This is a genomic window from Pseudomonas sp. Root71, assembly GCF_001429045.1.
In the GTDB taxonomy this organism is placed as follows: domain Bacteria; phylum Pseudomonadota; class Gammaproteobacteria; order Pseudomonadales; family Pseudomonadaceae; genus Aquipseudomonas; species Aquipseudomonas monachiensis.
Window position 1 is genome coordinate 74,381 of the sequence record NZ_LMHY01000025.1, and the last position, 25,705, is coordinate 100,085.

General features: G+C 60.2%; 20 protein-coding genes and 1 pseudogene. 12 read left to right on the forward strand and 9 right to left on the reverse strand.

What is annotated here, in order from left to right; all coding sequences use genetic code 11:
* Window positions 1-126 precede the first annotated feature (126 nt).
* The 6 genes from ASD95_RS16620 to edd all read right to left on the reverse strand — a co-directional run bounded on the left by ASD95_RS16620 (window position 127) and on the right by edd (window position 8,142).
* On the reverse strand, window positions 127-1,425 hold the full coding sequence (locus ASD95_RS16620) for an ABC transporter substrate-binding protein (RefSeq protein WP_056725956.1): 1,299 nt from the start codon (window positions 1,423-1,425) through the stop codon (window positions 127-129).
* 117 nt (window positions 1,426-1,542) lie between these two features.
* On the reverse strand, window positions 1,543-2,802 hold the full coding sequence (locus ASD95_RS16625) for a D-mannose isomerase (RefSeq protein WP_056725959.1): 1,260 nt from the start codon (window positions 2,800-2,802) through the stop codon (window positions 1,543-1,545).
* A gap of 188 nt (window positions 2,803-2,990) precedes the next feature.
* Window positions 2,991-4,418 (reverse strand): ATP-binding protein, encoded by a 1,428-nt coding sequence (locus tag ASD95_RS16630; RefSeq protein WP_201783892.1) that lies wholly within the window; start codon window positions 4,416-4,418, stop codon window positions 2,991-2,993.
* Between the two features lie 31 nt (window positions 4,419-4,449).
* Window positions 4,450-5,181 (reverse strand): response regulator, encoded by a 732-nt coding sequence (locus ASD95_RS16635; protein ID WP_056725962.1) that lies wholly within the window; start codon window positions 5,179-5,181, stop codon window positions 4,450-4,452.
* Between the two features lie 178 nt (window positions 5,182-5,359).
* Window positions 5,360-6,319: a glucokinase gene (locus ASD95_RS16640; RefSeq protein WP_056725964.1), complete on the reverse strand. Its 960-nt coding sequence runs from the start codon at window positions 6,317-6,319 to the stop codon at window positions 5,360-5,362.
* Window positions 6,316-8,142, reverse strand: a complete 1,827-nt coding sequence (gene edd / locus ASD95_RS16645) for a phosphogluconate dehydratase (RefSeq protein WP_056725966.1) — start codon at window positions 8,140-8,142, stop codon at window positions 6,316-6,318. Before edd ends, ASD95_RS16640 begins: the two co-directional genes overlap by 4 nt.
* A 220-nt stretch (window positions 8,143-8,362) precedes the next feature.
* On the opposite strand from edd, the gene gap reads away from it, so the two are divergent.
* From gap to ASD95_RS29200, 8 genes are all read left to right on the forward strand, one after another.
* Window positions 8,363-9,364 (forward strand): type I glyceraldehyde-3-phosphate dehydrogenase, encoded by a 1,002-nt coding sequence (gap, locus tag ASD95_RS16650; protein WP_056725969.1) that lies wholly within the window; start codon window positions 8,363-8,365, stop codon window positions 9,362-9,364.
* A 144-nt stretch (window positions 9,365-9,508) separates the two neighbouring features.
* Complete coding sequence (locus ASD95_RS16655; protein WP_056725971.1) at window positions 9,509-9,973, forward strand: methylglyoxal synthase; 465 nt, start codon at window positions 9,509-9,511, stop codon at window positions 9,971-9,973.
* A 77-nt stretch (window positions 9,974-10,050) separates the two neighbouring features.
* Complete coding sequence (locus ASD95_RS16660) at window positions 10,051-10,569, forward strand: RNA polymerase sigma factor (RefSeq protein WP_056725973.1); 519 nt, start codon at window positions 10,051-10,053, stop codon at window positions 10,567-10,569.
* Window positions 10,570-10,690: 121 nt separating this feature from the next.
* The gene (locus tag ASD95_RS16665) at window positions 10,691-11,656 is read left to right on the forward strand and encodes a FecR family protein (protein ID WP_056725975.1); all 966 of its coding nucleotides are present in this window, start codon (window positions 10,691-10,693) and stop codon (window positions 11,654-11,656) included.
* A 122-nt stretch (window positions 11,657-11,778) separates the two neighbouring features.
* Window positions 11,779-14,343 carry a TonB-dependent receptor gene (locus tag ASD95_RS16670; protein ID WP_056725976.1) on the forward strand — a complete coding sequence of 855 codons (2,565 nt, stop codon included), beginning with the start codon at window positions 11,779-11,781 and terminating at the stop codon, window positions 14,341-14,343.
* A 114-nt stretch (window positions 14,344-14,457) separates the two neighbouring features.
* Window positions 14,458-15,066, forward strand: coding sequence for a biliverdin-producing heme oxygenase (locus ASD95_RS16675; protein ID WP_056725978.1), 609 nt, complete (start codon window positions 14,458-14,460; stop codon window positions 15,064-15,066).
* A 188-nt stretch (window positions 15,067-15,254) separates the two neighbouring features.
* Window positions 15,255-15,644 carry a YbaN family protein gene (locus tag ASD95_RS16680; protein ID WP_056725980.1) on the forward strand — a complete coding sequence of 130 codons (390 nt, stop codon included), beginning with the start codon at window positions 15,255-15,257 and terminating at the stop codon, window positions 15,642-15,644.
* 147 nt (window positions 15,645-15,791) lie between these two features.
* Window positions 15,792-16,526, forward strand: a complete 735-nt coding sequence (locus ASD95_RS29200) for a hypothetical protein (RefSeq protein WP_156385799.1) — start codon at window positions 15,792-15,794, stop codon at window positions 16,524-16,526.
* 61 nt (window positions 16,527-16,587) lie between these two features.
* Here ASD95_RS29200 and ASD95_RS16690 read toward each other — a convergent pair whose 3' ends face one another.
* Entirely contained in the window at window positions 16,588-17,454 is an 867-nt protein-coding gene (locus tag ASD95_RS16690) for a hypothetical protein (RefSeq protein ID WP_156385801.1), read from the reverse strand.
* 646 nt (window positions 17,455-18,100) lie between these two features.
* Here ASD95_RS16690 and ASD95_RS30355 point away from each other — a divergent pair.
* The 3 genes and pseudogenes from ASD95_RS30355 to ASD95_RS16700 all read left to right on the forward strand — a co-directional run.
* Window positions 18,101-19,117, forward strand: a pseudogene (locus ASD95_RS30355) (PDC sensor domain-containing protein); the annotation flags it as partial.
* 102 nt (window positions 19,118-19,219) lie between these two features.
* Window positions 19,220-19,975, forward strand: coding sequence for a methyl-accepting chemotaxis protein (locus ASD95_RS30360; protein ID WP_411741798.1), 756 nt, complete (start codon window positions 19,220-19,222; stop codon window positions 19,973-19,975).
* Window positions 19,976-20,056: 81 nt separating this feature from the next.
* Entirely contained in the window at window positions 20,057-21,406 is a 1,350-nt protein-coding gene (locus ASD95_RS16700) for a CoA transferase (protein ID WP_056725990.1), read from the forward strand.
* A gap of 143 nt (window positions 21,407-21,549) precedes the next feature.
* Here the strand turns inward: ASD95_RS16700 and ASD95_RS16705 are convergent, their stop codons facing one another.
* Window positions 21,550-22,413, reverse strand: a complete 864-nt coding sequence (locus tag ASD95_RS16705; RefSeq protein WP_056725993.1) for a DNA-3-methyladenine glycosylase family protein — start codon at window positions 22,411-22,413, stop codon at window positions 21,550-21,552.
* Window positions 22,410-23,837 (reverse strand): arginine-ornithine antiporter, encoded by a 1,428-nt coding sequence (gene arcD, locus ASD95_RS16710; protein ID WP_056725995.1) that lies wholly within the window; start codon window positions 23,835-23,837, stop codon window positions 22,410-22,412. The genes ASD95_RS16705 and arcD (ASD95_RS16710) overlap by 4 nt, the downstream gene beginning before the upstream one ends.
* Window positions 23,838-24,277: 440 nt before the next feature.
* Here arcD (ASD95_RS16710) and arcD (ASD95_RS16715) point away from each other — a divergent pair, with 440 nt between their 5' ends.
* On the forward strand, window positions 24,278-25,705 hold the full coding sequence (gene arcD, locus ASD95_RS16715; protein ID WP_056725997.1) for an arginine-ornithine antiporter: 1,428 nt from the start codon (window positions 24,278-24,280) through the stop codon (window positions 25,703-25,705).

A 25,705-nucleotide genomic window follows, 5' to 3' on the forward strand; every position in this document is an offset into this window, starting at 1 on the left:
TGTAAGGATCGGAGTGCGATCCCTTGTAGGAGCTGCCGCAGGCTGCGATCTTTTGATCTTGATTTTAAAAAACAAAATCAAAAGATCGCAGCCTGCGGCAGCTCCTACAGGGGGGATGCCAGGGAATTACTGGGCAGCTTTGACAGCCGAGGCCAGTTGGGCGCTGGCCTTGGCCGGGTCAGCATCCTTGTCGTTCATGAAGTTGGTGACCACGTCGAAGATCGCGCCTTGCACCGCCAGGGAAGTGGCCATGTTGTGCGCCATGCTCGGTTGCAGGCCGCCGGTCTTGTCGTCCGCGATGAAGTCCTTGGCCGACTTCTGGGCGCACTCGTCGAAGCCGAGCTTGTCCATTTCGTTCAGCATGTCGTTACGCACCGGGATCGAACCCTTGTTCATGCTGAAGACTTTCTGGAAATCGGTACCCAAGGCGACCTTGGCCAGGTCTTGCTGGGCAGCGATGTCGCCCTTGCGATCGGCCTTGAGCTTGAACACCGCCAGGGAGTCGATGTTGTAGGTGAAGGCTTTTTCAGTGCCCGGGAAAGCTACGCACAGGTAGTCCTTGCCCGCGACTTTCTTCGCCGCCGTCCACTCGCTTTTCGCCCAGTCGCCCATCATCTGCATGCCGGCCTTGCCGTTGATGACGTCGGCGGCGGCGATGTTCCAGTCACGACCGGCGCGGTTCGGGTCCATGTAGCCGGTGATCTTTTTCAGCTCGGCGAACGACTTGGTCATCTCCGGGCCGGACAGGGTTTTCTGGTCCAGGTCCACCAGGGCTTTCTTGTAGCCGTCAGCACCCATGACCGAGAGCACGATGTCTTCGAACACGGTGCTGTCCTGCCAAGGCTGACCGCCGTGGGCGAGCGCAATGAAGCCGGCGGCCTTGAGCTTGTCGCCGGCGGCATAGAATTCTTCGAGGGTGGTCGGGGCTTTTTCGATCCCGGCTTTCTTGAACACCTGCGGGTTGATCCACAGCCAGTTGACGCGGTGGATGTTCACCGGCACGGCGACGTAGTCACCTTCGTACTTCACGGTGTCGGAGACTTTCTTCGACAGCAGGCCATCCCAGTTTTCGGACTTGGATACTTCTTTCAACGCGTCGGTGCTGAGCAGGCCGGTGCTGCCCCACTCCTGGATGTCCGGGCCCTTGATCTGTGCAACGCCCGGCGGGTTGCCGGCTACGGCGCGACTCTTGAGTACGGTCATGGCCGTGGAACCGCCACCGCCGGCGACTGCGCCGTCCTTCCAGGTGAAGCCGTCTTTTTCGACTTGAGCCTTCAGGACATCGACCGCTGCTTTTTCACCACCGGAAGTCCACCAGTGAACGACTTCAACGGAACCTTTGGATTCGGCGGCCAGGACACTGAGGGGAAGTGCAGACAGGGAAGCGAGAGAAATGACAGTAGCGAGGCGAGAAATCGCATTCATCTAGGAGCACCTTTCTTGTTGTTATGCATGCAAGTCTGTTGCTTGCGCTGCATAGGATTCTAAACAGGGGATATCCCTTCGCAGGTAACGAAGGGATGCGCGAATGTCACCGCATGGTTACATAGAACCGCTCTGGGACAACTGCGCCAGCGCCGTAGCCATGCTTGGCGCCAACGCCAGGCGCGGAATCAGCACGGCTTGCCAGGCGTGGTAAAGGTCAGGCTTGCCGGGCCAGATATCGGCACTCGGGCGGTTCAGCGGATCGAGTTCGTGATGCCAGCTGCCGCCTTCGCGGTCGATGAAATGACTGTCAGAGAATTCCCAGAACAGTCGGTACCAGTGTTCGTATTGTTCATCGCCGGTGCGCTTGAGCAAGGCACTGGCGGCGGCGCTGGCTTCGCAATGGGTCCAGTGCAGGCGATGGCGGACCACCGCTTTGTTGTCCCAGTCCAGGGTGTAGACGATGCCCGGCGCGCCATCGACATCCCAGCCGTGGAGGCAATTGTGCTCGAACAGTTTTTGCGCATCGGTGACCAGCCAGCCCGGCGTGAGCATCCCCGCTCTCACCCGCGAAGCTTCGAGGTGCAGCAACAGCCGCGCCCACTCGAAACCATGGCCAGGCGTGGTGCCGTAAGGGCGGAAGCCGTCGGCCGGATTGTCGTGGTTGTAGTCCCGCAGTGGCTGCCAGGCGCGGTCGAAATGCTCGATCACCAGGTAATCGTTGGCGGCGGCGTGGCCATGGATCACTCGTTCGACAATCCGTTGGGCGCGGCTCAGCCAGCGGTTGTCATCGGTGACATCGGCCAGGGCGAGGAAGGCCTCGGTGGCGTGCATGTTGCTGTTGGCGCCCCGGTACGCCTCCTCTTCGCTCCAGTCGCGCCTGAAAGACTCGCGCATCGCGCCTTCTTCTTCGCACCAGAAATAAGTGTCGATGATATCGATCGAGTCATCGAGCAAGGCTTGCGCACCGGGACGCTGCGCGACCACCGCAGAACTGGCGGCCAGCGCGACGAAAGCGTGCAGATAGGCATTCTTGCCGGTATTGCCGTCGCGGTGTTCGGCAGTCGCGAACCAGCCGCCATGCAGCGCATCCCGCAATGGTCCGCGCAGGGCGGCAACACCGTGATCCACCAGCTCGGCAAAACCCGGCAAGCCCTGAATATGGGCCATGGCAAAGCTATGGGTCATGCGCGCGGTGTTCATGGTGTGGGCTTGCGCATCAGCTGGGAGACGGCCTTTTTCATCGAGGTTGCCGAAGCCTTCAGGCAGTTTCGAAGCCTTGGCAAAGGCCAGCAGGCGCAAGCCTTCGGTGGCGAGCCATTGCTGATGGGCAGGTGCATTCAGCCAACTGCTGAAGGCCGGTTGGAAGGTGTCCATGGCGTACCTTTTTTGTTGTTATGACTGAGGGGCAGCATAAACAACGGACGAAGGCGGGCTTGTAACGAAGGGGGTGGGTTATGTCACCAGGCTGTGACAATTGCATAGCAAGATCAAAAGATCGCAGCCTTCGGCAGCTCCTACAGGGATCCATGTAGGAGCTGCCGAAGGCTGCGATCTTTTGACTTTCAATCCATCGAGCGGGGTAACTGCAGGGTCACCCGCAACCCGCCCTCACGCAAATTCTGCAAGCTGACCTCACCGCCATGGCTATGGGCAATGTTGCGGGCAATCCCCAGCCCCAGGCCATAACCCTGCTGCTGCCCGGCCAGGCGGAAGTGCGGTTCGAACACCTGCTCCAGGCGCTGCTCCGGCACGCCCGGCCCCTCATCATCGACATGCAGGATGAACGCGCTTTCATCGTCATCGATGTGCAGGTGCGCGTTCTGCCCGTACTTCAACGCATTGTCGATCAGGTTGCCGATGCAACGCTTGAGCGCCAGCGGTTTGCCCGGATAGGACGCCAGCGCCCGCCCCTGCTGGGTAACGCGGCCGTTGCCGTTCGGCGCGAGATAGGGTTCCACCAGGCAATCGAGCACATGGTTGAGGTCCACCGGCTCGATGTTCTCGTGGATGTCGGTGTCTTTCACGCATTGCAGCGCGCCCTTGACCAGCAATTCGAGCTCGTCCAGGTCGCGCCCGAACTTGGCTTGCAGTGTTTCGTCCTCGAGCAATTCAACCCGCAGGCGCAAGCGGGTGATCGGCGTGCGCAGGTCGTGGGAAATGGCGCTGAACAACTGGCTGCGCTCGGTCAGGTAACGGCTGATGCGCTCGCGCATGGTGTTGAAGGCGCGCCCGACCTCGACCACTTCGCTGCCACCGCCCTCGGCCACCGGTTCCACATCGGCCCCCAGCGACAGGTCCCGCGCCGCCCGCGCCAGGCGCTTGAGCGGACGACTCTGCCAGTGCACCAGCAGGCCGATGAACAACAGCAAAAAGCTGCTGGTCAGGACAATGAACCACACCTGCTGCGCCGGCAGGCCCTGCTCTTCAAGGCTGGTGTAGGGCTCGGGCAACAGCGAGGCGATGTACAGCCATTCGCCCGGCGCCATCTGGATCTGCGTGACCAGCACCGGCGGATTCACCGGCTCCAGGGTCAGCGCGTAGTGCGCCCAGGAGCGTGGCAACTCATCAAGCTTGAGGCCGCCATTGAAGATGCGCAGGTCTTGCGGGCTGACAAAAGTCACCGAGATGTCGGTGTCCTGGCCGAGAGACTGGCGCAGCACTTCGTCCACCGCCTTGAGCACCGCCTCTTTGCGCGGAGTAATGGGTAACACTTCCATGCCCAGCGGCTTGTCGTTGAGCGTCACCACGAACCGGGTGCCGCCCATGCTGCGCAACTGGTCGAGCACCAAGGGGCGAAACGCCACCGGCAACGAACGGAAATAACTGACGCTGGCGGTCATTGAATGGGCCAGGCTGCGGGCGCTGGTGACCAGGCCCTCGAGTTGCGTGGCACGCAGTTGCGACACCCAGATCACACTCGACAGTGCTTGGGCGAACAACACCGCCAGCAGGGTCAACAGCAACATCCGCCCGAGCAGCGAACGCGGCATCGGCACCTTGGCGGCGAGCTTGCGTAAAGTCTCAGTGACCATTGCTGGCAACCACGTTGGCTGCCAGTTGGTAACCGCTGCCACGCACGGTGCGGATCAGCCGTGGCGGTTTCTCGGTGTCACGCAGGCGCTGGCGCAACCGGCTGACCGCCATGTCGACGATGCGATCCAGGGGCATCAGATCACGGCCACGGGTGGCGTTGCCGATGGTGTCGCGGTCGAGGATTTCCTGCGGGTGATCGAGAAACAACTTCAGCAGCGCAAAGTCGGCGCCCGAGAGAATCACCTCTTCGCCGTCGATGTGGAACAGCCGATGGCTGACCATGTCCAGCCGCCAGTCATCGAAGGCCAGCACTTCACCGCCACTGCGCTCCTGACCGAACTGCGCGCGGCGCAGCAACGCCTTGATCCGCGCCTGCAATTCCCGCGGGCTGAAGGGCTTGCCGAGGTAATCGTCGGCACCCAGTTCCAGGCCGATGACGCGATCGGCCTCATCGGAACTGGCGGTGAGCATGATGATCGGCACCTGCGCCTGACGCGGATGCTGGCGAATCCAGCGGCACAGGCTGAAGCCGTCTTCGTCGGGCAACATCACATCAAGGATCACCAGATCACTCGGCGCCTCGTTCAGCGCCTGGCGAAAGCCGGCACCGTCGGGCGTGGTACGGACCTGAAATCCGGCGCGGGTCAGGTAGGTATCCAGCAACTCGCGTATCTCTTGATCGTCATCGACCAACAAAATCGACTTGTTGACTGAGCTCACAGGAAGGCGTCCTTGTTGTTTGAATTGGGCGGATTATGCCTTAAGCACTGATTTTACAAACACCACAGAAACAACTGTGGGAGCGGGCTTGCTCGCGAAGGCGTCGTAACATTCAACATATTGGTTGACTGACACACTGCTTTCGCGAGCAAGCCCGCTCCCACATTTTGATCGTATTTCAGGCTGGGAGAGATTGCTCCAAAGCCACACCCGCACCCATCAATCCCGAATACGGCGCCGTCACCAGCCACACCGGAATCCCCTTGAAGTAATCGCTCATGCAACCCTTGTCGGCGAAGCAGCGGGCGAAACCGCTTTCGAGGAAGAAATCGGCAAACCGCGGAATCACCCCGCCCACGATGTACACGCCACCGCGTCCACCGGTGGTCAGCACGTTGTTGCCGGCCACGCGACCGAGCCAGCAGCAGAACTGCTCAAGCACTTCCACGGCAATCGGGTCGCCCGCCAGCCCGGCAGCAGTAATCGCTTCCGGCGTATCGAGCACAGGCGTGTGCCCGTCCACCGCACAGATCGCCCGATAGACACGGGGCAAGCCGCCACCGCTCAGGGCTGTTTCCGCACTGACATGGCCGATTTCGTTGAAGATGTGCTGCCAGAGCTGGGTTTCACGTGCACTGCTCAATGGCAGATCGACGTGACCACCCTCCCCCGGCAATGCGGCAAAACGGCCCTCGCCCAGATCGAGCAAGGTGCCGACGCCCAGGCCGGTGCCCGGGCCAATCACCACCGCCGGGCGCAACGGCTCGGGCGTGCCCGCGCAGACCACGCGGAATTCGCCGGGCTGCAAACGGGTCATGCCCAGGGCCATGGCCGAGAAGTCGTTGACCAGCAACAGCTGATCCACCTGCAAGGTCTGGCAAAAGCCCTTGCGGCTCAGGCGCCAGTGATTGTTGGTGAATTTGAATTCATCACCGCTCACCGGGCCTGCCACCGACAGGCACACCGAACCGATCGCACCCGGCGCCAGCCCCAGGCCATTCAAATAGAAGCTGATCGCATCGATAGGGCTGGGGAAATCTGCCGTTGCCAGCACCTGGACCGATTCCAGTTGCTGGTTTTTCCACAACGCGAAACGTGCGTTGGTCCCACCGATGTCACCGACCAAAGCCAGTTTCAATTAAGCGTCTCCAGGGCAGAAGTGAAGGCGCTGGCGCCCTGCTCCGCCGAGCTGAAGGCCATGCGCATGAAACCGAACAGCTCGCGACCGGTGCCGATGTTGTTGCCCAACAGGCCTTTGGCCGGCGTGCGCGCTGCGAATTCTTCGGCGTCCACCATAAGCTCCAGGGTGCCTTTGACGCCATCGACGCGGATGATATCGCCCTCTTGCACCCGCGCCAAAGCGCCACCGACATAAGCTTCGGGGCTGACATGAATGGCCGCCGGGATTTTCCCCGACGCACCGGACATGCGCCCGTCGGTCACCAGCGCGACTTTGAAGCCGCGATCCTGCAGCACGCCGAGGAACGGCGTCATCTTGTGCAGCTCCGGCATGCCGTTGGAGCGCGGGCCCTGGAAGCGCATCACCGCGACAAAATCCTTCTCCAGCAAACCGGCCTTGAACGCATCGGCCAGGTCCTGCTGATCCTGGAACACCATGGCCGGCGCTTCGACGATCTGGTTTTCCACGGCCACGGCGGAGACTTTCATCACGCCACGACCGAGATTGCCTTCCATCACCCGCAAGCCACCTTCGGCCGAGAATGCACGGGCGACCGGACGCAGGATGCTTTCATCGAGGCTGTCGGTCACGCCTTCGCGCCAGACCAGTTGGCCATTGTCGAGGAACGGCTCCTGGGTGTAGCGGCTCAGGCCGTGGCCCATCACGGTGTTGACGTTTTCGTGGAGCAGACCGGCTTCCAGCAGTTCACGAATCAGGAACGACATGCCCCCCGCGGCCTGGAAGTGGTTGATGTCGGCTTTACCGTTCGGGTAGACGTGGCTGAGGGTCGGCACGACTTCGGAGAGGTCGGCCATGTCCTGCCAGGTCAATTGAATGCCCGCTGCCATGGCGATGGCCGGCATGTGCAGGGTGTGGTTGGTCGAACCGCCGGTGGCGTGCAGCGCGACAATCGAGTTGACCAGCGAACGCTCATCGACGATTTCGCCGATCGGGATGTAGTCACCGTTCTGCTTGGTCAAACGCGTGACCTGATGCGCCGCTTCGCGGGTCAAGGCATCGCGCAACGGCGTGTTCGGGTTGACGAAGGACGCGCCCGGCAGGTGCAGGCCCATGACTTCCATCAGCAACTGGTTGGTATTGGCGGTGCCGTAGAAGGTGCAAGTGCCAGGGCTGTGGTAGGACTTCATTTCCGATTCCAGCAACTCTTCGCGAGTTGCCTTGCCTTCGGCGTACTTCTGGCGCACGTCGGCTTTCTGCTTGTTGGAAATGCCCGAGACCATCGGCCCACCCGGCACGAAAATCATCGGCAGATGGCCAAAGCGCAGCGCGCCCATCATCAGGCCCGGCACGATCTTGTCGCAGATGCCAAGCAGCAGTGCGCCGTCGAACATGTTGTGGGACAGCGCCACGGCCGTGGACAACGCGATCACTTCGCGGCTCGGCAGGCTCAGTTCCATGCCCGGCTCGCCCTGGGTCACGCCATCGCACATGGCCGGGGTGCCACCGGCGAACTGGCCGACGGAGCCGATCTCGCGCAGAGCCTTTTTGATCATCTCCGGAAAGACTTCGTACGGCTGGTGCGCCGAGAGCATGTCGTTATATGACGAAACAATCGCAATGTTGGCGGAGTTCATCATCCGCAGGCTGTGCTTGTCGTCGCTGCCGCATCCGGCCACGCCGTGGGCGAAGTTGGCGCATTGCAGCTTGCCGCGCATCGGACCGTCGCTGGCCGCACCGCGAATCAATGCAAGGTAAGCCTCACGCGTGGCGCGGCTGCGGGCGATAAGCCGTTCGGTGACCTCAAGGACGCGGGGATGCATGTGTAGAACTCCAGGCTAACGGATGTGGCGACCTGATTGTCTATGCTGATCAAAGCCCGGTGTCGATGGGATGACAGACGGTTTTCTTGATCGGTTGGACCAGTTGATTCAGGTCACTCGTTGTAGATTGAACAAAATATTGCCATTAAAAAGGCTTGTTTTCTATTTTTTTGCGAATAATCTTGTAATTCCAACAACAAAACGACGGTAGCGCCGCACTATGACTCTTCGAATCGCAATCAATGGTTTTGGCCGCATCGGCCGTAATGTCCTGCGAGCACTCTATACCCAGGGCTACCGTCAGGATCTGCAGATCGTCGCCATCAACGACCTGGGCGACAGCGCGATCAATGCTCATCTGCTCAAGTACGACACCGTTCACGGCACGTTCGATGCCGATGTCCAGCATGACCAGGAGAGCCTGACGGTCAACGGCGACCGCATTTCGGTCAGTGCCATCCGCAACCCGGCCGACCTGCCCTGGGCCGCGGAAAAGATTGATGTAGTGTTCGAATGCACCGGTCTGTTCACCGACCGGGCCAAGGCCGCCGCGCATATTACGGCGGGCGCGCGCAAAGTGATCATCTCGGCCCCGGCCAAAGGCGCCGACGCCACCGTCGTTTACGGGGTGAACCACGACATTCTGCGCCAATCGCACCAGATCATTTCCAACGCGTCGTGCACCACCAACTGCCTGGCTCCGGTGGCCCAGGTGTTGCATCGCGAGTTGGGCATCGAAAGCGGTCTGATGACCACCATTCACGCCTACACCAACGACCAGAACCTGACCGACGTCTACCACACTGACCCGTACCGTGCCCGTTCGGCCACCCAGAACATGATCCCGAGCAAGACCGGTGCCGCCGAAGCGGTCGGCCTGGTGCTGCCGGAACTGGCAGGCAAACTGACCGGCATGGCGGTGCGCGTCCCGGTGATCAACGTGTCGCTGGTGGACCTGACCGTGCAACTGAAAAAAGAAGCCAGCGCAGAGGAAGTCAACGCGCTGCTCAAGCAAGCCAGCCAGCACTCTAAGATCCTTGGCTATAACACCCTGCCGCTGGTTTCCAGCGACTTCAACCACAACCCGCTGTCGTCGATCTTCGATGCCAACCACACCAAGTCCAGCGGCAAGCTGCTCAAGGTTCTGGCCTGGTACGACAACGAATGGGGTTTCTCCAACCGCATGCTCGATAACTGCCTGGCGCTGTGCAACGCCGAGTAAGCGAAGCTTACGACTGTAGGAGCTGCCGGAGGCTGCGATCTTTTGATCTTGTTCTTAAAAAGCAAAATCAAAAGATCGCAGCCTCCGGCAGCTCCTACAGATGTGCGCAATGCAAAGCATCGTGTTCATGTCCTGGAGCCCCCCATGATCGGCATCAGCTTTACGCAAAAGACCATGGCGGCGCGCAAGCGTATCGCCCTGGTCGCCCATGACCACTGCAAGGTGTTCTTGCTGGACTGGGCCGAACGGCAAAAAGACAGGCTGGCCCGGCATGATCTGGTCGCCACCGGCACCACGGGGTTGTTGTTGCAACAACGCCTCGACCTGCCGGTGCAAAGCATGATCAGCGGGCCGTTGGGCGGCGACCAACAGCTCGGCGCGCAAATCGCCGAGCAGCGGGTCGACATGCTGGTGTTTTTCTGGGACCCGTTCGAACCCCAGCCCCACGACCCGGACATCAAGGCGTTGCTGCGGGTCGCGGCGGTGTGGAACATCCCGGTGGCGTGCAACGAATGCAGCGCAGACTACCTGCTCAGCAGCCCGCTGATGGATCAGGCGCACCCCCATCGGATTCCCGATTACGCCACCTACTTGCAGGGCCGCGCATAAAGCTTCACAAATCAGAACTTGACCACTCGAGTAGATGATAAGCATTATCATCTACTCGAAATGGATCAGGTTCTCCCGTGAGTCAGTCGCGCTTCAACCACGTTTTCCTCACCCAGCGCACCTCCCTGCTGCGCACGCTGGAACGGATGGTCAACAATCACAGCACTGCTGAAGACCTCTTGCAGGAAACCTACCTGCGGGTGACCCGTGCATTGAGCGAACGGGCCATCGATCATCTTGAGCCCTTTGTCTTCCAGACGGCACGCAACCTGGCGCTGGACCATTTGCGCGCGCGGCGCATCCATTCGCGCACCATGGTCGATGACGTGCCGCAGGAGTTGGTGCACAGCATCGCCGCCCCCACCAGCAGCGCCGAAGACGCCGCCCATGCCGAACAATTGCTGGAGCGCCTGAACGTGAGCCTCGGTCAACTCAGCGCCCGCCAACAGCGAATTTTCATCCTCAGCCGCCTGCACGGGCACAGCTACCAGGAAATCGCCGAGGAGCTGAACGTGTCCCTCAGTACTGTGCAGAAAGAACTCAAACTGATCATGTCGATCTGCATCGGGGTTGCCGATCGCTTGAACGCCAACTGAGCGCCAAGGCCCTGCGCTTATCTGGACCGACTGCGCTGATCATCGGGCTTTGCTACCCTTGGTCCACTTTCTACGCTTCACTAAAAAAACAGCCGTGCACTGACACTGCCGAGGAAACACCGTGACGGACAACCACCGTTCCCCAGAGCCTTCATCGGCGCAGGACCCCGCAAGCGCGATGGACCAGGCCCTGGACTGGCTGATCGTGCTCGACAGTCCCGACGAGGAGCAGACCCGCCAATTCCATGCATGGCTTGACGCCGATCCGTTGAATGCCCAGGTGTTCGCCAAGGCCCAGGCGATCTGGGACGGCCCACAAGTGGCGCAGTGCGCGCAAAGCCTGGCTGCGCGCCCCGCGAAAGTCACTGCCATTGCCCGTCTGCGTCCGCACTGGAAACCACTGGCCACCGCCGCCGTGCTGCTGCTCGGGCTGTTCAGTTTCAGCAGTTTGCCGATGCGCCTGCAGGCCGATCACCTGACCGTGGTCGGCGAGCGCCAGCGCCTGCAATTGGAGGACGGCTCCAGGGTCCTGCTCAATACCAATTCGGCGTTTTCAAGCACCATCAACGACCAGCAACGTGTTGCCCGCCTGTATCAGGGCGAAGCGTTTTTCGAAGTGCAGGCCAATCGCGGCCAACCCCTGGAAATCGATGCCGGACCGGTCACGGCCAGCGTTCGCGATACCGCGTTTGCCGTGCGTTACCTCGACGGCGTGGCACAGGTGCGGGTACAGCGCGGCGATGTCGACTTGCGCGCCACCCGCAACGACGCCCGGGTGCGCTTGTCCGCCGGGGAAAGCATTCGCATCGGCCCCAACGGCTTCGACCGCCCGGCCAAGCTGGATGCCGCCACCGACCTGGCGTGGGTCCAGGGACGTCTGGTGTTCGAAAACTGCCCGTTGAACCAGGTGCTGGCAGAACTTCGCCGCTACTACCCGGGCTGGATCATCAACAACAACGAGCAGTTGGCCGATGTCACCGTGACCGGCAACTACCGCCTCGATCAGCCGCTGGACGTGGTTCGCTCCCTGGCCCATATCACCTCGGCCTGGCTCCAGGAATTCCCGGCGCTGGTCATCCTGAACTGAATGAGAATTATTTTTACTCGATAGCCAAACCCCGTACGTCTCGTTATAGCCAATGCAATTGATTCGCATCTAACCCTGCCAATCAGCACCTATAAAGATTCGTGCGACACGGAGCGCTATCGATGTCCCCTCGCCTTACCCGCCAAGCCCCTACACCTTCCCGCGTGCTGTCGCTGCTGACCGCCGCCATCCTGATGGCCGGTACCGCACCGCTCATGGCCGCCACCTCCACCGAGCAGTCGACCCGCAAAATGGGCGACTACGCATTCGCCATTCCCCAGCAATCACTGGTGTCGGCACTCAATGCCTTTACCGCCGTGACGGGCTGGCAAGTCGGCGTGTCGTCGGAGCTGGCGCAAGGTGTGGCCTCGCCGGGAGTACGCGGCTCGCTGTCGCCGGAGAACGCCCTGGATCGCCTGTTGGTGGGGACCAACCTGGGCTATCGCAAACTGGGCAACAACAGCATCGTCCTGGAAAAGCGCAGTGGCAGCAGTACGCTCAACCTGCAACAGGTGACCATCAGCGCCACCCGTAACGAGCAGGATGTGAACAGCGTACCGAGCACGGTCTCTGTCTACACTCGCGAAGATCTGGACCGAAACAACGTCAACACCATCAAGGAACTGGTGCGTTACGAGCCCGGTGTTTCGGTGGGTGGTTCAGGCCAACGCGCCGGCATCACGGGTTACAACATTCGCGGCATCGATGGCGACCGCGTGCTGACCCAGGTCGATGGCGTGCAGGTACCCGACGGTTTCTTCAACGGCCCCTATGCCCAGACCAACCGCAACTATGTCGATCCGGAAATCGTCAAGCGTGTGGAGATCCTCCGGGGCCCGGCGTCGGTGCTGTATGGCAGCAGCGCCATTGGCGGTGCGGTCAGCTACTACACGCTGGACCCGGACGACATCATCAAGCCAGGCAAGGATGTCGGCGCGCGCCTGAAAACCGGCTACAGCTCCGCCGACGACAGCTGGCTGACTTCCGGCACCGTCGCCGGCCGCACCGGCGAGTTCGATGGCCTTTTGCATCTGAGTCAACGCAACGGCCATGAAACAGAGTCCTATGGCGATACCGGCGGCACTGGCCTGAACCGCACGGAGGCCAACCCCCAGGACGCGCGCACCACCAGCGTGCTGGCCAAACTGGGCTGGAATTACGCCGACGACGCGCGTTTTGGCCTGACCTACGAGCATTACAAGGACGACCGCGACACCAATCAATTGAGCGCAGTGGGCGGCCCGTTTAATGCCGGACGCGGGTTCGGCTACTACAAGTCCCGTACCGGTAACGACACGATCACCCGCGAAAGCTTTGGCCTGGAACACAGCTTCGGTCTGGACAGCACTCTGGCTGACAACATCAAGTGGACGCTGAACTACCAGATCGCCAAGACCGACCAGACCACCGAAGAAATCTACGCGCCGTCGCGGACTGTGCTGCGTAACCGTGATACGACTTACAAGGATCGCCAATGGGTATTCGATGCCCAGGCTGACAAGTCGTTTGCCATCGCCGATACCGATCACTTCGTCACCTATGGCACCACCATCAAGCAGGACAAAGTCACCGGCCTGCGTACCGGTACCGGCACCTGCCTGACCGTGGCCGGTGCCTGCCGTGTCATTGGCGCCCCTAGCACCAGCGACACGCTGACACCCGCCAGTGACTTCCCGGACCCGACCATCAATAGCTACGCCCTGTTCGCCCAGGATCAGATCAGCTGGGGCAACTGGACCTTCCTGCCCGGTGCACGCTACGACTACACCCAGCTCAAGCCGCATATCACCGACGAGTTCCTGGCCACCGCCGACCAGAGCGGCAACGGCACGGTGAGCGACGAGACCAAGACCTGGCATCGCCTGTCGCCGAAATTCGGCACCACCTACAGCTTCAACGATCACTACACCTGGTACGGCCAATACGCCGAAGGCTTCCGCACCCCGACCGCCAAGGCGTTGTATGGTCGTTTCGAAAACATCGCCGGCGGCTATCGGGTCGCGCCTAATCCGGACCTCGAACCGGAAAAGAGCAAAAGCTACGAAACGGGTTTGCGCGGCAACTTCGAGCAGGGCTCGTTTGATGTGGCGGTGTTCTACAACAAGTACCGCGACTTCATTAACGAGAACGCCATCACTCCGGGCTACACCGAGACCACGTTCCAGAGCAACAACATCAAGCACGCCACCATCAAGGGGGCCGAGGTCAAGGGCCGCCTGAACCTCGACGCCTTCGGCGCGCCGCAAGGCCTCTACACCCAGGGCTCGGTGGCTTATGCCTACGGTCGCAATGACGACAACGGCGAGCCGCTCAACAGCGTCAACCCGCTGACCGGTGTATTCGGCCTCGGCTACGACCAGGACACCTACGGCGGTTTGCTCAGCTGGACCCTGGTGAAGAAGAAGGACCGCGTCGACAGCACCAGCTTCAAGACCCCGGACGGCACCAGCACCCAGTTCAAGACCCCCGGTTTCGGCATTCTGGACCTGAGCGCGTTCTACAAAGTGACCGACGACGTGACCGTCAGCGGCGGCGTCTACAACCTCACCGACAAGAAATACTGGCTGTGGGATGACGTGCGCGGCTACGACAGCGTCGGCGAGGCCTCGGTGACCCAACCGGCCAACCTCGATCGCCTGACCCAGCCGGGTCGCAACTTTGCGGTCAACCTGATCTGGGATATCTGATCCGCACATCCCGCTGGGCGGTTTCATCTAGCCGCCCGGTGAGGTTTTTTTACTGTCAGGCGCCTTGCTGTTCGTCTCGTTACCAAGCGCCTCTTCTTTCTCCAAGGAATTGCCATGACTACCCAGGCCACCGAACAACGCCCCAACCTGCGCTCACAGCGTTTGAACCAGATCACCAACGAGCCGCACAGCAAGCTCGATGCCCTGGTCAAGGCCCACTCCCCGTTTGAAACCCCGGCCAATTTCGCCCGCTTCGTGGTAGCGCAGTACCTGTTCCAGTCGGAACTGGTGTCGCTGTACAACGATGCCGAACTGACCGCCATCGTCCCGGATCTGCCGGCCCGCTGCCGTGCCGATGCCGCCAGGGCCGACCTCGCGGACCTGGACACCGACGTGCCGACACCTGTGGCCGGTGCACTGAAGAACCCGACCAAGGCCGAAGCCCTGGGCTGGATCTTTGTTTCGGAAGGCTCGAAGCTCGGTGCGGCGTTCCTGATCAAGCGTGCCGTGGGCCTTGGCCTGAGCGAAACCTTCGGCGCCCGCCACCTCGGCGAACCGGCCGGTGGCCGCGCTGAAGGTTGGAAGCGCTTCGTCCAGACCCTGGACGGCCTGGCATTCAGCACCCAGGAAGAAGCCGAAGTGGAAAAAGGCGCCATCGACGCGTTCAACCGGTTTACCGTGTTGCTGGAGCAGGCTTACGCCAGCGCGCCGGAAGTCGCCTGACACACCGCTGTCCCTGTGGGAGCGGGCTTGCTCCGGGCGGCGTTCCGACGAAAGCGGAGTATCAGTCGACATGTTTTTTGAATGTCAGACCGCCTTCGCGAGCAAGTCGGATCGCCGCACCGCCGCTCCCACATTGGACGAAGCAAGTCTTCAGGATTTCGATTCGCCTCACGTGTTGCCTTGAACCCATGCCTGCCTCTTCAAAACTCTCCCGCCTCCTCTTCGGCCTGCTGGCCTATGTCAGCCTGGGCATCGGCCTGATCGCCATCGTCATACCCGGCCTGCCAACCACCGAGTTCATCCTGCTGGCCGCCTGGGCCGCGACCCGCAGTTCGCCGCGCCTGAGCGCCTGGCTGGAAAACCACCGGCTGTTCGGCCCTATCCTCCATAACTGGCGCAACGGCAAGATCATCGCGCGTCGGGCAAAAGTCAGCGCCACGGTCAGCATGCTGTTGTGTGCCGGTCTGATGCTGGTGATGCTCGATCACGGCTGGCCGATTTACCTGGCGATTGCCGGGATGGGGCTGGGCAACCTGTGGATCTGGTCACGGCCGGAATCACTGCCGCAAGTCACCTGAAGCCTCTTCAAGTCGCCCTGTAGTTGCCAACAACAGCGCACTTGAAAGTACCTACTTCCTGTTCGGATTTCTCCTACGTGTTTATCAGGTCATCCATTTCCGGGGTTGGCCGTTAAGCACTATGAAACCCCACGACGAGAAGCTGACATGAATGTAAGTGCCGCTGCATCTTTTCAAGTTCCGTATCCGCAAACATTGAAAGCGAACACGGAAAAAGCCCAGCCTGAGAAATTCGACATTTCGGTAATGGATGACAGGTTAAGGTTGACCATCGAGAAACTCCGAGCGCCTCAAGGTGTAGCTAGAAATCTCAGCAGCGAAAAACTGAATGAGGTGGATGATTTTTTGAATTCGCTCGAATCACTTAGCGGGTTCTATGACCTCCCCCCTCTGATAGAAAGCTTTAGAAATTCAATGATTAGACATCATGCATTCCAGGCAGATCTGGTGCTCAAAAGAATGGAAGGGATTTACTCCGACTTCAAAAAAGACCTGCAAAGCAAATGGTCTGGTCTGGCCCATAACGTAATGGGCTTCACCGTGGCCGAAGACGGGCAGTTGAAAGTCACTTCGCCCCCCGACACCCTGACTGCCAGGGATGAGGAAATATTGAATACCCTGTTGAACGAGGCCAAAGGCTTGCAACCCCTGACCCTCAAGCACGCCAAGGCCGTAATCGAGTTGACTCAGCTGGATAAGCCACAGTTTGAGGGCAAGGTAAAACTGGACCTGAGCAACTTCCACAAGATGATTGACTATGGATTACTGCTGAATAAAGGTGCGCTGGACTTGGAAAGTCCAGACTCCTGGCTGGATCAATTGCATAAAAAGGCCGAGAAGAATCCGATCGAGAAAAAACAGGGCCTGCACATCGAGGCCTGATCGTTCGATAAAACCCGGCAAAGCGAACATATATGTGCGCTTTGCCGGGGACCTGACAGGCTTAGTTACGCAACATATTCTGATAACATATATGTGCGAATGAAACATTCGGTACGTTGTGTCCTCCCACCCCCGACGCCTCTTTGCCTTGAATCTGGATCAACCAATGTCCCAGGTTATATTCAACTTCCCACTTATATCGATACTTGCCACTGCTGGTCCAGAAAGGCTCAGACTTCAGCTGCCCATAACACCCGCCCAACTGAACGACACCCATGGCATTACCGGTAACATCCGTTACAAGGTCGTATGGGGTCTTATCCGTCCCTTTGTCCAACTTCAAAGTGGCGGTAGCACCTTCGACCGGCTGTCCTGTCGAATCACTCAACCGGACCGACCAATTCAAGACTCGGTAGGCCTGCGTAGTCGCCCAGTAGTGCCGCAGATCACCGGTATCGCCCTGGACACGACTGTCGGTGTAGTAAGGCGCTGAGCCAAACTCGAGCTTGTAGATATCACCCGCTACGAAGGGAGCAGACGGCTTTTTCGAGATGCGAACCTGAACTTCCTCATTCGGCTTCAGGCCAGACACAGTGAAAGGTGCCCCCCAAGGAATAGCAGCCCAGCGTCCGTTGCGATTGTATTCCAACATCAATGGCCCGCCTTTCGTGTCACCCGCATGGATCAACACATCTTGGCCCCGCACAGCCACGAAGCTGTAATGTTTCACATCCGCTTCGTCAGCCAGACTTTCCTTGAGGGTGTTCAGTTTGTCCGGCAGTACCGTGGCCGCCGGGGTTATTTGGGACGCGATACCCGAAACTGCGGCCGAGTTCAGAAAAGACATCGCAGGTGCCGTCCCTGCCGCCAATAACATCCCCCAAAACAATGCTACCGAGCGAAACCCTATCCCTTTAAAACAAGTCATACACATGAAGTCCTTCTCATTATTTTCTGTCAGATGCCGGATCCGAAAACTTCCGCAATCGTTCCACCGAGGTGGCCCGCGTATTTAAGCGGTCTGCCCTTAATGAGAAGCGGTACATATGTATTTCGTGAGTTTCACTCAGGGCGGCTCGAAGCCGGAATCCTTGGCGTAACCACCCTGAACGCTCCCGCGCTTTTTTCCTCTTTTCACCCCCATTTTCGGCACATTTTCCTGCGCAAACGTTCAACCATTACCGTTCGTCGGGATGCCCCTCATGTAACCTCATCGCCACGCCGATGTGCATTGATCGGCGCTAAATGGATTTAGCGAGTGAGCCGCGACGGCCCACAGCCAACACTTCATCCATTCGCGAGCTCGCCCTATGTTCGACTCACTGTCCATCCGCCTGAAAATCGTCCTGCTGTCCGGTCTGTGCCTGCTGGGCGTAGTCGCCTTGATAGTGGGCATGAACATCTATCAGACCAATCAGAACGATGACCTGGTCAGCGATTCCAGCAGCAGGATGCTCACCGCCAGTGTGCAGGACCTGCTCCAGGCCAAGGCCGCCGAGCAAGCCGTGCGGGTGCAGAAGACCTTCGGTGAAACCCTGACGGTGGTGACCGCTCTCGCGGACCAGATCCAGGACATGCGCAACCTGGCCGCCAAGCGCGCCCTCGAACCCGGCGCCCTGCGTGAAGAGTTGAACCAGAGCCTGAAAACCGCGTTCGAGCGCAACAGCAAGGTGCTGGGGATCTGGCTGGCGTTCGAACCCAACGGCCTGGATGGCAAGGACAGCGAGTTCGTCAATGACGCCGCCCGCCAATCCAACGAGATCGGACGTTTCGCCACGTACTGGAGCCGCGCCGGGGGTGATGCCCTCAACACGATCATGGTCGAAGAGGACATGACCAAGACTACCCTGAACCTCAGCGGTACGCCGTACAACGTCTGGTACACCTGTCCGCGGGACAGCAAGCGCATCTGCCTGCTCGACCCCTATGCCGATACGGTCGGCAACAAGGAAATGTTGATGACCACCATTTCCGTACCGCTGCTGGTGGATGGCAAGTCCATCGGCGTGGTCGGTATCGACATCGCCCTCGACGCCCTGCAAGCGGCGGCGGTCGACTCCCAGCGCGACCTGTTCAACAGTGCCGGGCACATGCTGATCGTTTCCGGCACTGGCGTGCTGGCCGCCTACAGTGTCGATGCCGGCAAAGTCGGCAAGAACATCGGCGACACCCTGGGCGGCGATGGCAAGGACATCCTGCAATTGCTCGGCAATGGCGCGCCGAAGATTCTCCAGCAAGGCGAGTTGATCCGCGCGGTGTACCCGGTCAGCCCGATTGCCGACGCCAAGGCCTGGGCCGTGGTGATCGACCTGCCCCGGCAAGTGCTGCTGGCCGACTCGGTGAAGCTGCAAGCGGTACTCGACGATGCCCAGCAAAGCGGCACGCTCAAGGTGCTGTCGGTGGCAGTGATTGCCGGTCTGCTCGGGCTGTTGCTGATGTGGCTCACCGCGTCCGGCGTGACCCGCCCGATCAACAGCGTGGCCGACATGCTCAAGGCGATTGCCAGCGGCGACGGCGACCTGACCCAGCGCCTGCACTACAGCAAGAAGGACGAACTGGGCGAACTGGTGAGCTGGTTCAACCGCTTCCTCGACAAGCTGCAACCGACCATCGCGCAGATCAAGCAAAGCATCACCGATGCCCGAGGCACCGCCGACCAGTCTTCGGAAATCGCCCGCCAGACCAGTGAAGGCATGCAGGTGCAATTCCGCGAAATCGACCAGGTCGCCACCGCATCCAACGAAATGAGCGCCACCGCCCACGACGTCGCCAACAGCGCCTCGAACGCGGCCAACGCGGCGAAGGGTGCCGACCAGTCGGCCCGCGACGGCATGTCGATCATCGAACGCAGCACCCGCGACATCAATCAACTGGCCGAAGAGGTCAGCAAGGCCGTGACCGAAGTCGAAGCCCTCGCGGTCAACAGCGAGCAGATCGGTTCGGTGCTGGAGGTGATTCGCAGTATCGCCGAACAAACCAACCTGCTGGCGCTCAACGCCGCCATCGAAGCCGCCCGTGCCGGTGAAAGCGGCCGGGGATTCGCGGTGGTCGCCGATGAAGTGCGCAATCTGGCCAAGCGTACCCAGGACTCGGTGGAAGAAATTCGCCTGGTGATCGAACGCATCCAGTCCGGAACCCGCGGCGTGGTCGCCACCATGCACTCAAGCCAGACCCAAGCCCACAGCAACGCCGGACAGATCCAGCAGGCGGTCCAGGCCTTGGGCAAGATCAGCGACGCGGTCACCGTGATCAGCGACATGAACCTGCAAATCGCCAGCGCCGCCGAACAGCAAAGCGCCGTCGCCGAAGAGGTCAACCGCAATGTCTCGGCGATCCGCACCGTCACCGAAACCCTGACCGGCCAGGCCACCGAGTCGGCGCAGATCAGCAGCCAACTCAACGCCCTGACCACCCACCAGATGAAGTTGATGGATCAGTTCCGCGTTTAGGAAGCACCACCGATAAATGTGGGAGCGGGCTTGTCACCTGATTTGATCTAAGATCGGGCTCTCGCTCCGGAGGGCCCTTCGATGACTGATCTGCTCACGTCCATTCAAGCCGCACTCGGTTTGCCTCACACCCCGATTCCATTCACGTCCAGCGGCGCCCTGCCCTCGGCGTTTGCCGTCACGGATCTGGCCTGCGCCGGCATCGCTGCCGCAGGCCAGGCCGTCAGCGAACTGCTGCACCAGCAAACCGGGCACCTGCCCGACCTTGAGGTCGACCGACGCCTCGCATCATTCTGGTTCGCAACCTCGATTCGTCCGCTTGGCTGGAGCGTTCCGCCGTTGTGGGACCCAGTGGCCGGTGACTACGCCACCCGCGATGGCTGGATTCGCCTGCACACCAACGCACCCCATCACCGCGCCGCTGCCGAAAGCGTGCTCGGCCACTGTATCGACCGCGCAGCGATGGCCAGCCAAGTGGCCCGATGGACAAAAAGCGAGCTGGAGCAGGCGGTGGTCAATGCCGGTGGTTGCGCTGCCGAAATGCGCACCTGGGAACAATGGCAGGTCCATCCTCAAGGCCAGGCAGTGAATTCCGAACCCTTGGTTCTGTTCGCCAACCACCCAGGCCAGAGCCGCAAACCCTGGACTGGTTCAGTGGCTCGCCCGCTGGCCGGCATCAAGGTGCTGGACTTGACCCGAGTACTGGCAGGTCCCATCGCCAGCCGCTTTCTGGCAGGCCTGGGCGCCGATGTCTTGCGCATCGATCCGCCGACCTGGAACGAGCCCGGGGTGGTACCGGAGGTCACCTTGGGAAAACGTTGCGCGCGTCTTGATCTGAACGACAGCCCCGATCGCGCTGTATTCGAATGTCTGCTCAAGGACGCCGACATTCTGCTCCACGGCTATCGCGCCGATGCGCTGGAGCGACTTGGTCTGGGCATGGATGAACGCCGGCAACTGAACCCCGACCTGATCGATGTTTGCCTCAACGCCTATGGCTGGAGCGGCCCTTGGCAAAACCGACGGGGCTTCGACAGCCTGGTGCAGATGAGCAGTGGCATTGCCGAAGCGGGCATGCGCTGGAAGCAGGCGGACAAGCCGACGCCACTGCCGGTGCAAGCCCTCGATCACGCCACCGGGTACTTGATGGCGGCCAGTGCGATCAGGTTGTTGGCGCAGCGGTTGAACGACGGTACGGGGGGTTCGGCGCGATTGTCGTTGGCGCGTACGGCGAGGTTGTTGATCGAGGCTGGGGCCGGGTCCGATGAGCCGTTGCGGGCAGAGGATCAAAACGATCAGGGGATACAGGTTGAGCAAACACCCTGGGGACCGGCGCATCGGTTGCATGTGCCGCTTAAGATGACGGAGACACCGTTGCAATGGACTTTGCCAGCAACTGATTTGGGTTCACATCGCGCGCAGTGGTGGTGACCGTCAGATCGCCATCGCGAGCAAGCTCGCTCCCACAGGGACCGCATTTTTCCTGACGATCGCGATCAAATGTGGGAGCGAGCTTGCTCCGGGCGGCGTTCCGACGATGGCGCCAGAAACAGCAACACAAAAACCAGATCAGCTCAGTCCACCCGACTCAAGGAAGTCCACAGCACCTGCGCCGCATACCCTCGATAAGGCCGCCATCCTTCAGCCCGCAACAGCAACTGCTTCGCTGTCACCGGCCCACCCTCCAGTGCCGCCATCGCATTGATCAGCCCCACATCACCATTGGGAAACCCGTCCATCTCTCGCAACTGACGCAAGGCAATGTATTGCGCCGTCCAGTCACCAATCCCGTGCAAGGCCAGCAACCGCGCTATGCCCCCTTCCCGGCCGGGCTCAAACAATCGCGGATCATCGAGCAATGCCTGAGCCACCCCCGACAAGGTCCGGCCTCGGCTTTTCGGCATGCCCAGCGTCGCCAGATCTGCGTCTGCCAAAACCCTGGCCTGGGGAAAAACATGGGTCACTCCCGGCAATGCTGAATTTAACGGTGTGCCGTACCGCGCTACCAGTTTGCCCGCCAACCGGATCGCCGCCACCACCGTAATCTGCTGCCCCAGTACCGCGCGGATCGCCAGTTCCAGCCCATCCCACGCTCCCGGTACGCGCAGGCCCGGGCGTTCGGCAATCAACCGCGCCATCAACGGATCAACCGCCAGGTGCCGGTGAATCGTGGACAGGTCGGCATCCAGGTCGAACATTCGCCGCACTCGCGCAACGATCTCGGGTACGGCACCAGCATCCGGAAAGTCCAGGGTCAGCTCAAGCGCATCGGATGCGGCAGGCTGGATCGAAAACGTACCGTGTACGCCATGCAAGTCGATGCTGCGCGAGTAGACACCCTCGACCACCCTTTCCAGACCCACGATCGCCCGCGCCGACAAGAACCCCAGCAACGCCGGCCAGTCATAGGGCGGCTGGTACGCCAGCAACACCCTCACAGGCTGAGCACCCCGCTGTACAACCCATAAGCCGCCAGCCCCGCCCCCCCGATGACACAGGTGAAAATGCCTTTCTCGACCACCGTGAACAGCGGCTTGCCCTGCTCGTTACGAGCCTTGGCAAACAGGATCACACCCGGCGCATACAGCAACGCCGACAGCAGCAAATACTTCAGGCCGCCGGCATACAGCAGCCACACCGCGTAGCCCAGGGCGATGCCACCGATCAGCAGGTCCTTGATCCGTTCGGCGGGTGCCTGTTGGTAGGTTTCACCCCGTGCGCACAACAACACCGCATAGGCCGCCGACCACAGGTACGGCACCAGAATCATCGAGGACGCCAGATAAATCAGGCTGGTGTAGGTGCTGGCGGAAAACAGCGTGATCAGCAGGAACAACTGGATCATCGAGTTGGTCAGCCACATCGCATTGACTGGCACACGGTTGGCGTTTTCCTTGGTCAGGAATGCCGGCATGGTCTTGTCTTTCGCCGTGGCGAACAGGATTTCGGCGCACAGCAGCGCCCAGGACAACAAGGCCCCCAACAGCGAAATCGCCAGGCCGACGCTGATCAGCAACGCCCCCCAAGGGCCGACGATATGTTCAAGCACCGCCGCCAGCGAGGGGTTCTGCAGTTTCGCCAGTTGCGGCTGGGTCATGATCCCCAGCGACAGCACGTTCACCAGCACCAGCAGCGCCAATACCCCAATGAACCCGATCACCGTCGCGCGGCCCACGTCGGAGCGTTTCTCTGCCCGGGCCGAATAGACACTGGCGCCCTCGATACCGATGAACACGAACACGGTGACCAGCATCATGTGTCGAACCTGATCCATCACACTGCCGAATTCCGGATTGTTGCGTCCCCAGATATCGAGGGTAAAGATGTCCGCCTTGAACGCCACGGCGGCGATCACAATGAACATGATCAGCGGCACGATCTTCGCCACCGTGGTCACCTGGTTGATGAACGCCGCCTCCTTGATCCCGCGCATCACCACAAAATGCACGGTCCAGAGCAGCACCGAAGCGCAGACGATGGCGATCGGCGTGTTGCCTTCACCAAAGACCGGAACGAAATAACCGAGGGTGCTGAACAGCAGCACGAAGTAGCCGACGTTGCCCAGCCAGGCGCTGATCCAGTAGCCCCAGGCCGAAGAAAAGCCCATGTAGTCGCCAAACCCGGCCTTGGCATAGGCGTACACCCCGGAGTCCAGTTCCGGCTTGCGATTGGCCAGGGTCTGGAACACGAACGCAAGGGTCAGCATGCCGACGGCGGTGATTGCCCAACCGATCAGGATCGCCCCGGCATCGGCCCTGGCCGCCATGTTTTGCGGCAGGGAAAAAATCCCGCCACCGATCATCGAACCCACCACCAACGCGATCAAGGCGCTCAGGCGAAGCTTGTTCGGTGATTGCGCCATCGTTGCATCTCCATTTTTCTGAGGGGCGACAACTGCCGCGAGATCGTCACATAACGGGCGTCAATTAAACTGTTGAAGAGTAATAACGTTTATTGGATAACGCCAACATAGGTCTTTTACTTGCACAAAACGGCTATTAGAGGCGCCGATATAATCATTTGTTGTATAGGTTTTTCCAATACATCAATTTTGTACAAAAAACCCGCGAGGAAAAGTTGCGATTTTTGAAAAACCAACTAGCGTCATAATTCGAAACAAATTCTAAAAGTACTTAAATAATCCACAAAAGGCTCTAGAACAAGCATTACAGACAGCCGCCCTGCAAATGATGGCACTTCGCTAAAAACTGGAAAAGCTCTCATTTTGTGATCTAAGTCAGCTGATTTGATATTCAACGGAATTAGTCTGTTGTTTCTCTTCTCCTGCATTGGAGTCATGCAATGTCTGAAGCTCCCGGAAAACTCAAACTCGGCGCGCTGGTCGCGTTAGTCGTGGGTTCGATGATTGGTGGCGGGATCTTTTCCCTGCCACAAAACATGGCCGCCAGCGCGGATGTCGGCGCCATTCTGATCGGTTGGGCGATCACTGCCGTTGGCATGCTCACCCTGGCGTTCGTGTTCCAGACCCTGGCCAATCGCAAACCCGATCTTGATGGCGGGGTCTACGCCTACGCCAAGGCCGGTTTCGGCGACTACATGGGCTTCTCGTCCGCCTGGGGGTACTGGATCAGTGCCTGGCTGGGCAACGTCGGTTACTTCGTCTTGTTGTTCAGCACGCTCGGCTATTTCTTTCCGCTATTTGGGGAGGGGAATACCCCTGCTGCCGTGATCGGTGCCTCGGTGCTGCTCTGGGCCGTGCATTTCCTCGTACTGCGAGGAATAAAGGAAGCAGCGTTCATCAACCTGGTGACCACCGTCGCCAAGATCGTGCCGCTGCTACTGTTCATGCTGATCGCCTTGTTCGCCTTCAAACTGGACATCTTCACCGCTGACATCTGGGGCCTGAAGAACCCGGACCTGGGCAGCGTGATGGACCAGGTGCGCAAGATGATGCTGGTCACCGTGTGGGTGTTCATCGGCATCGAAGGCGCGAGCATCTTTTCGGCCCGGGCGGAAAAACGCAGTGACGTGGGTAAAGCCACCGTGATCGGTTTCGTCACTGTGCTGCTGTTTTTGGTCCTGGTGAATGTGCTGTCGCTGGGGATCATGACCCAGCCGGAACTGGCCAAACTGCAGAACCCGTCAATGGCCGCCGTGCTGGAACACGTGGTCGGTCACTGGGGCGCGGTGCTGATCAGTGTCGGTTTGATCATCTCGTTGCTGGGGGCGCTGCTGTCGTGGGTGCTGTTGTGCGCGGAGATCATGTTCGCCGCCGCCAAGGACCACACCATGCCGGCGTTTTTGCGCAAGGAAAACGCCAACCACGTACCGGTCAATGCCCTGTGGCTGACCAACGCCATGGTCCAGGTTTTCCTGATCATCACGCTGTTCTCGGCCAGCACTTACCTGTCGCTGATCTACCTCGCCACCTCGATGATCCTGGTGCCGTACCTGTGGTCGGCGGCCTATGCGTTGCTGTTGGCGGTGCGTGGCGAAAGCTACGAAGGCGCGGCGGGCGAGCGGCAGAAGGATCTCATCATCGGTGCCGTGGCCCTGATCTACGCGATCTGGCTGCTGTACGCCGGCGGCACCAAATACCTGTTGCTGTCCGCCCTGCTCTACGCCCCCGGCGTGATCCTTTTTGCAAAGGCCAAGCTGGAAATCAACAAACCGGTTTTCACCAACGTCGAGAAGCTGATTTTCGCTGCGGTGGTCGTCGGCGCCGTGGTGGCGGCCTACGGCCTCTATGACGGCTTCCTGACCCTTTAA

Bases quoted from the DNA above. Each gene is read 5' to 3' on its own strand.
- ASD95_RS16620 (WP_056725956.1), bottom strand. From the start codon at position 1,425: ATGAATGCGATTTCTCGCCTCGCTACTGTCATTTCTCTCGCTTCCCTG.
- ASD95_RS16625 (WP_056725959.1), bottom strand. From the start codon at position 2,802: ATGGACACCTTCCAACCGGCCTTCAGCAGTTGGCTGAATGCACCTGCC.
- ASD95_RS16630 (WP_201783892.1), bottom strand. From the start codon at position 4,418: ATGCCGCGTTCGCTGCTCGGGCGGATGTTGCTGTTGACCCTGCTGGCG.
- edd (WP_056725966.1), bottom strand. From the start codon at position 8,142: ATGCATCCCCGCGTCCTTGAGGTCACCGAACGGCTTATCGCCCGCAGC.
- gap (WP_056725969.1), top strand. From the start codon at position 8,363: ATGACTCTTCGAATCGCAATCAATGGTTTTGGCCGCATCGGCCGTAAT.
- ASD95_RS16655 (WP_056725971.1), top strand. From the start codon at position 9,509: ATGATCGGCATCAGCTTTACGCAAAAGACCATGGCGGCGCGCAAGCGT.
- ASD95_RS16670 (WP_056725976.1), top strand. From the start codon at position 11,779: ATGTCCCCTCGCCTTACCCGCCAAGCCCCTACACCTTCCCGCGTGCTG.
- ASD95_RS16675 (WP_056725978.1), top strand. From the start codon at position 14,458: ATGACTACCCAGGCCACCGAACAACGCCCCAACCTGCGCTCACAGCGT.
- ASD95_RS16680 (WP_056725980.1), top strand. From the start codon at position 15,255: ATGCCTGCCTCTTCAAAACTCTCCCGCCTCCTCTTCGGCCTGCTGGCC.
- ASD95_RS29200 (WP_156385799.1), top strand. From the start codon at position 15,792: ATGAATGTAAGTGCCGCTGCATCTTTTCAAGTTCCGTATCCGCAAACA.
- ASD95_RS16690 (WP_156385801.1), bottom strand. From the start codon at position 17,454: ATGACTTGTTTTAAAGGGATAGGGTTTCGCTCGGTAGCATTGTTTTGG.
- ASD95_RS30360 (WP_411741798.1), top strand. From the start codon at position 19,220: ATGCAGGTGCAATTCCGCGAAATCGACCAGGTCGCCACCGCATCCAAC.
- ASD95_RS16700 (WP_056725990.1), top strand. From the start codon at position 20,057: ATGACTGATCTGCTCACGTCCATTCAAGCCGCACTCGGTTTGCCTCAC.
- arcD (WP_056725995.1), bottom strand. From the start codon at position 23,837: ATGGCGCAATCACCGAACAAGCTTCGCCTGAGCGCCTTGATCGCGTTG.
- arcD (WP_056725997.1), top strand. From the start codon at position 24,278: ATGTCTGAAGCTCCCGGAAAACTCAAACTCGGCGCGCTGGTCGCGTTA.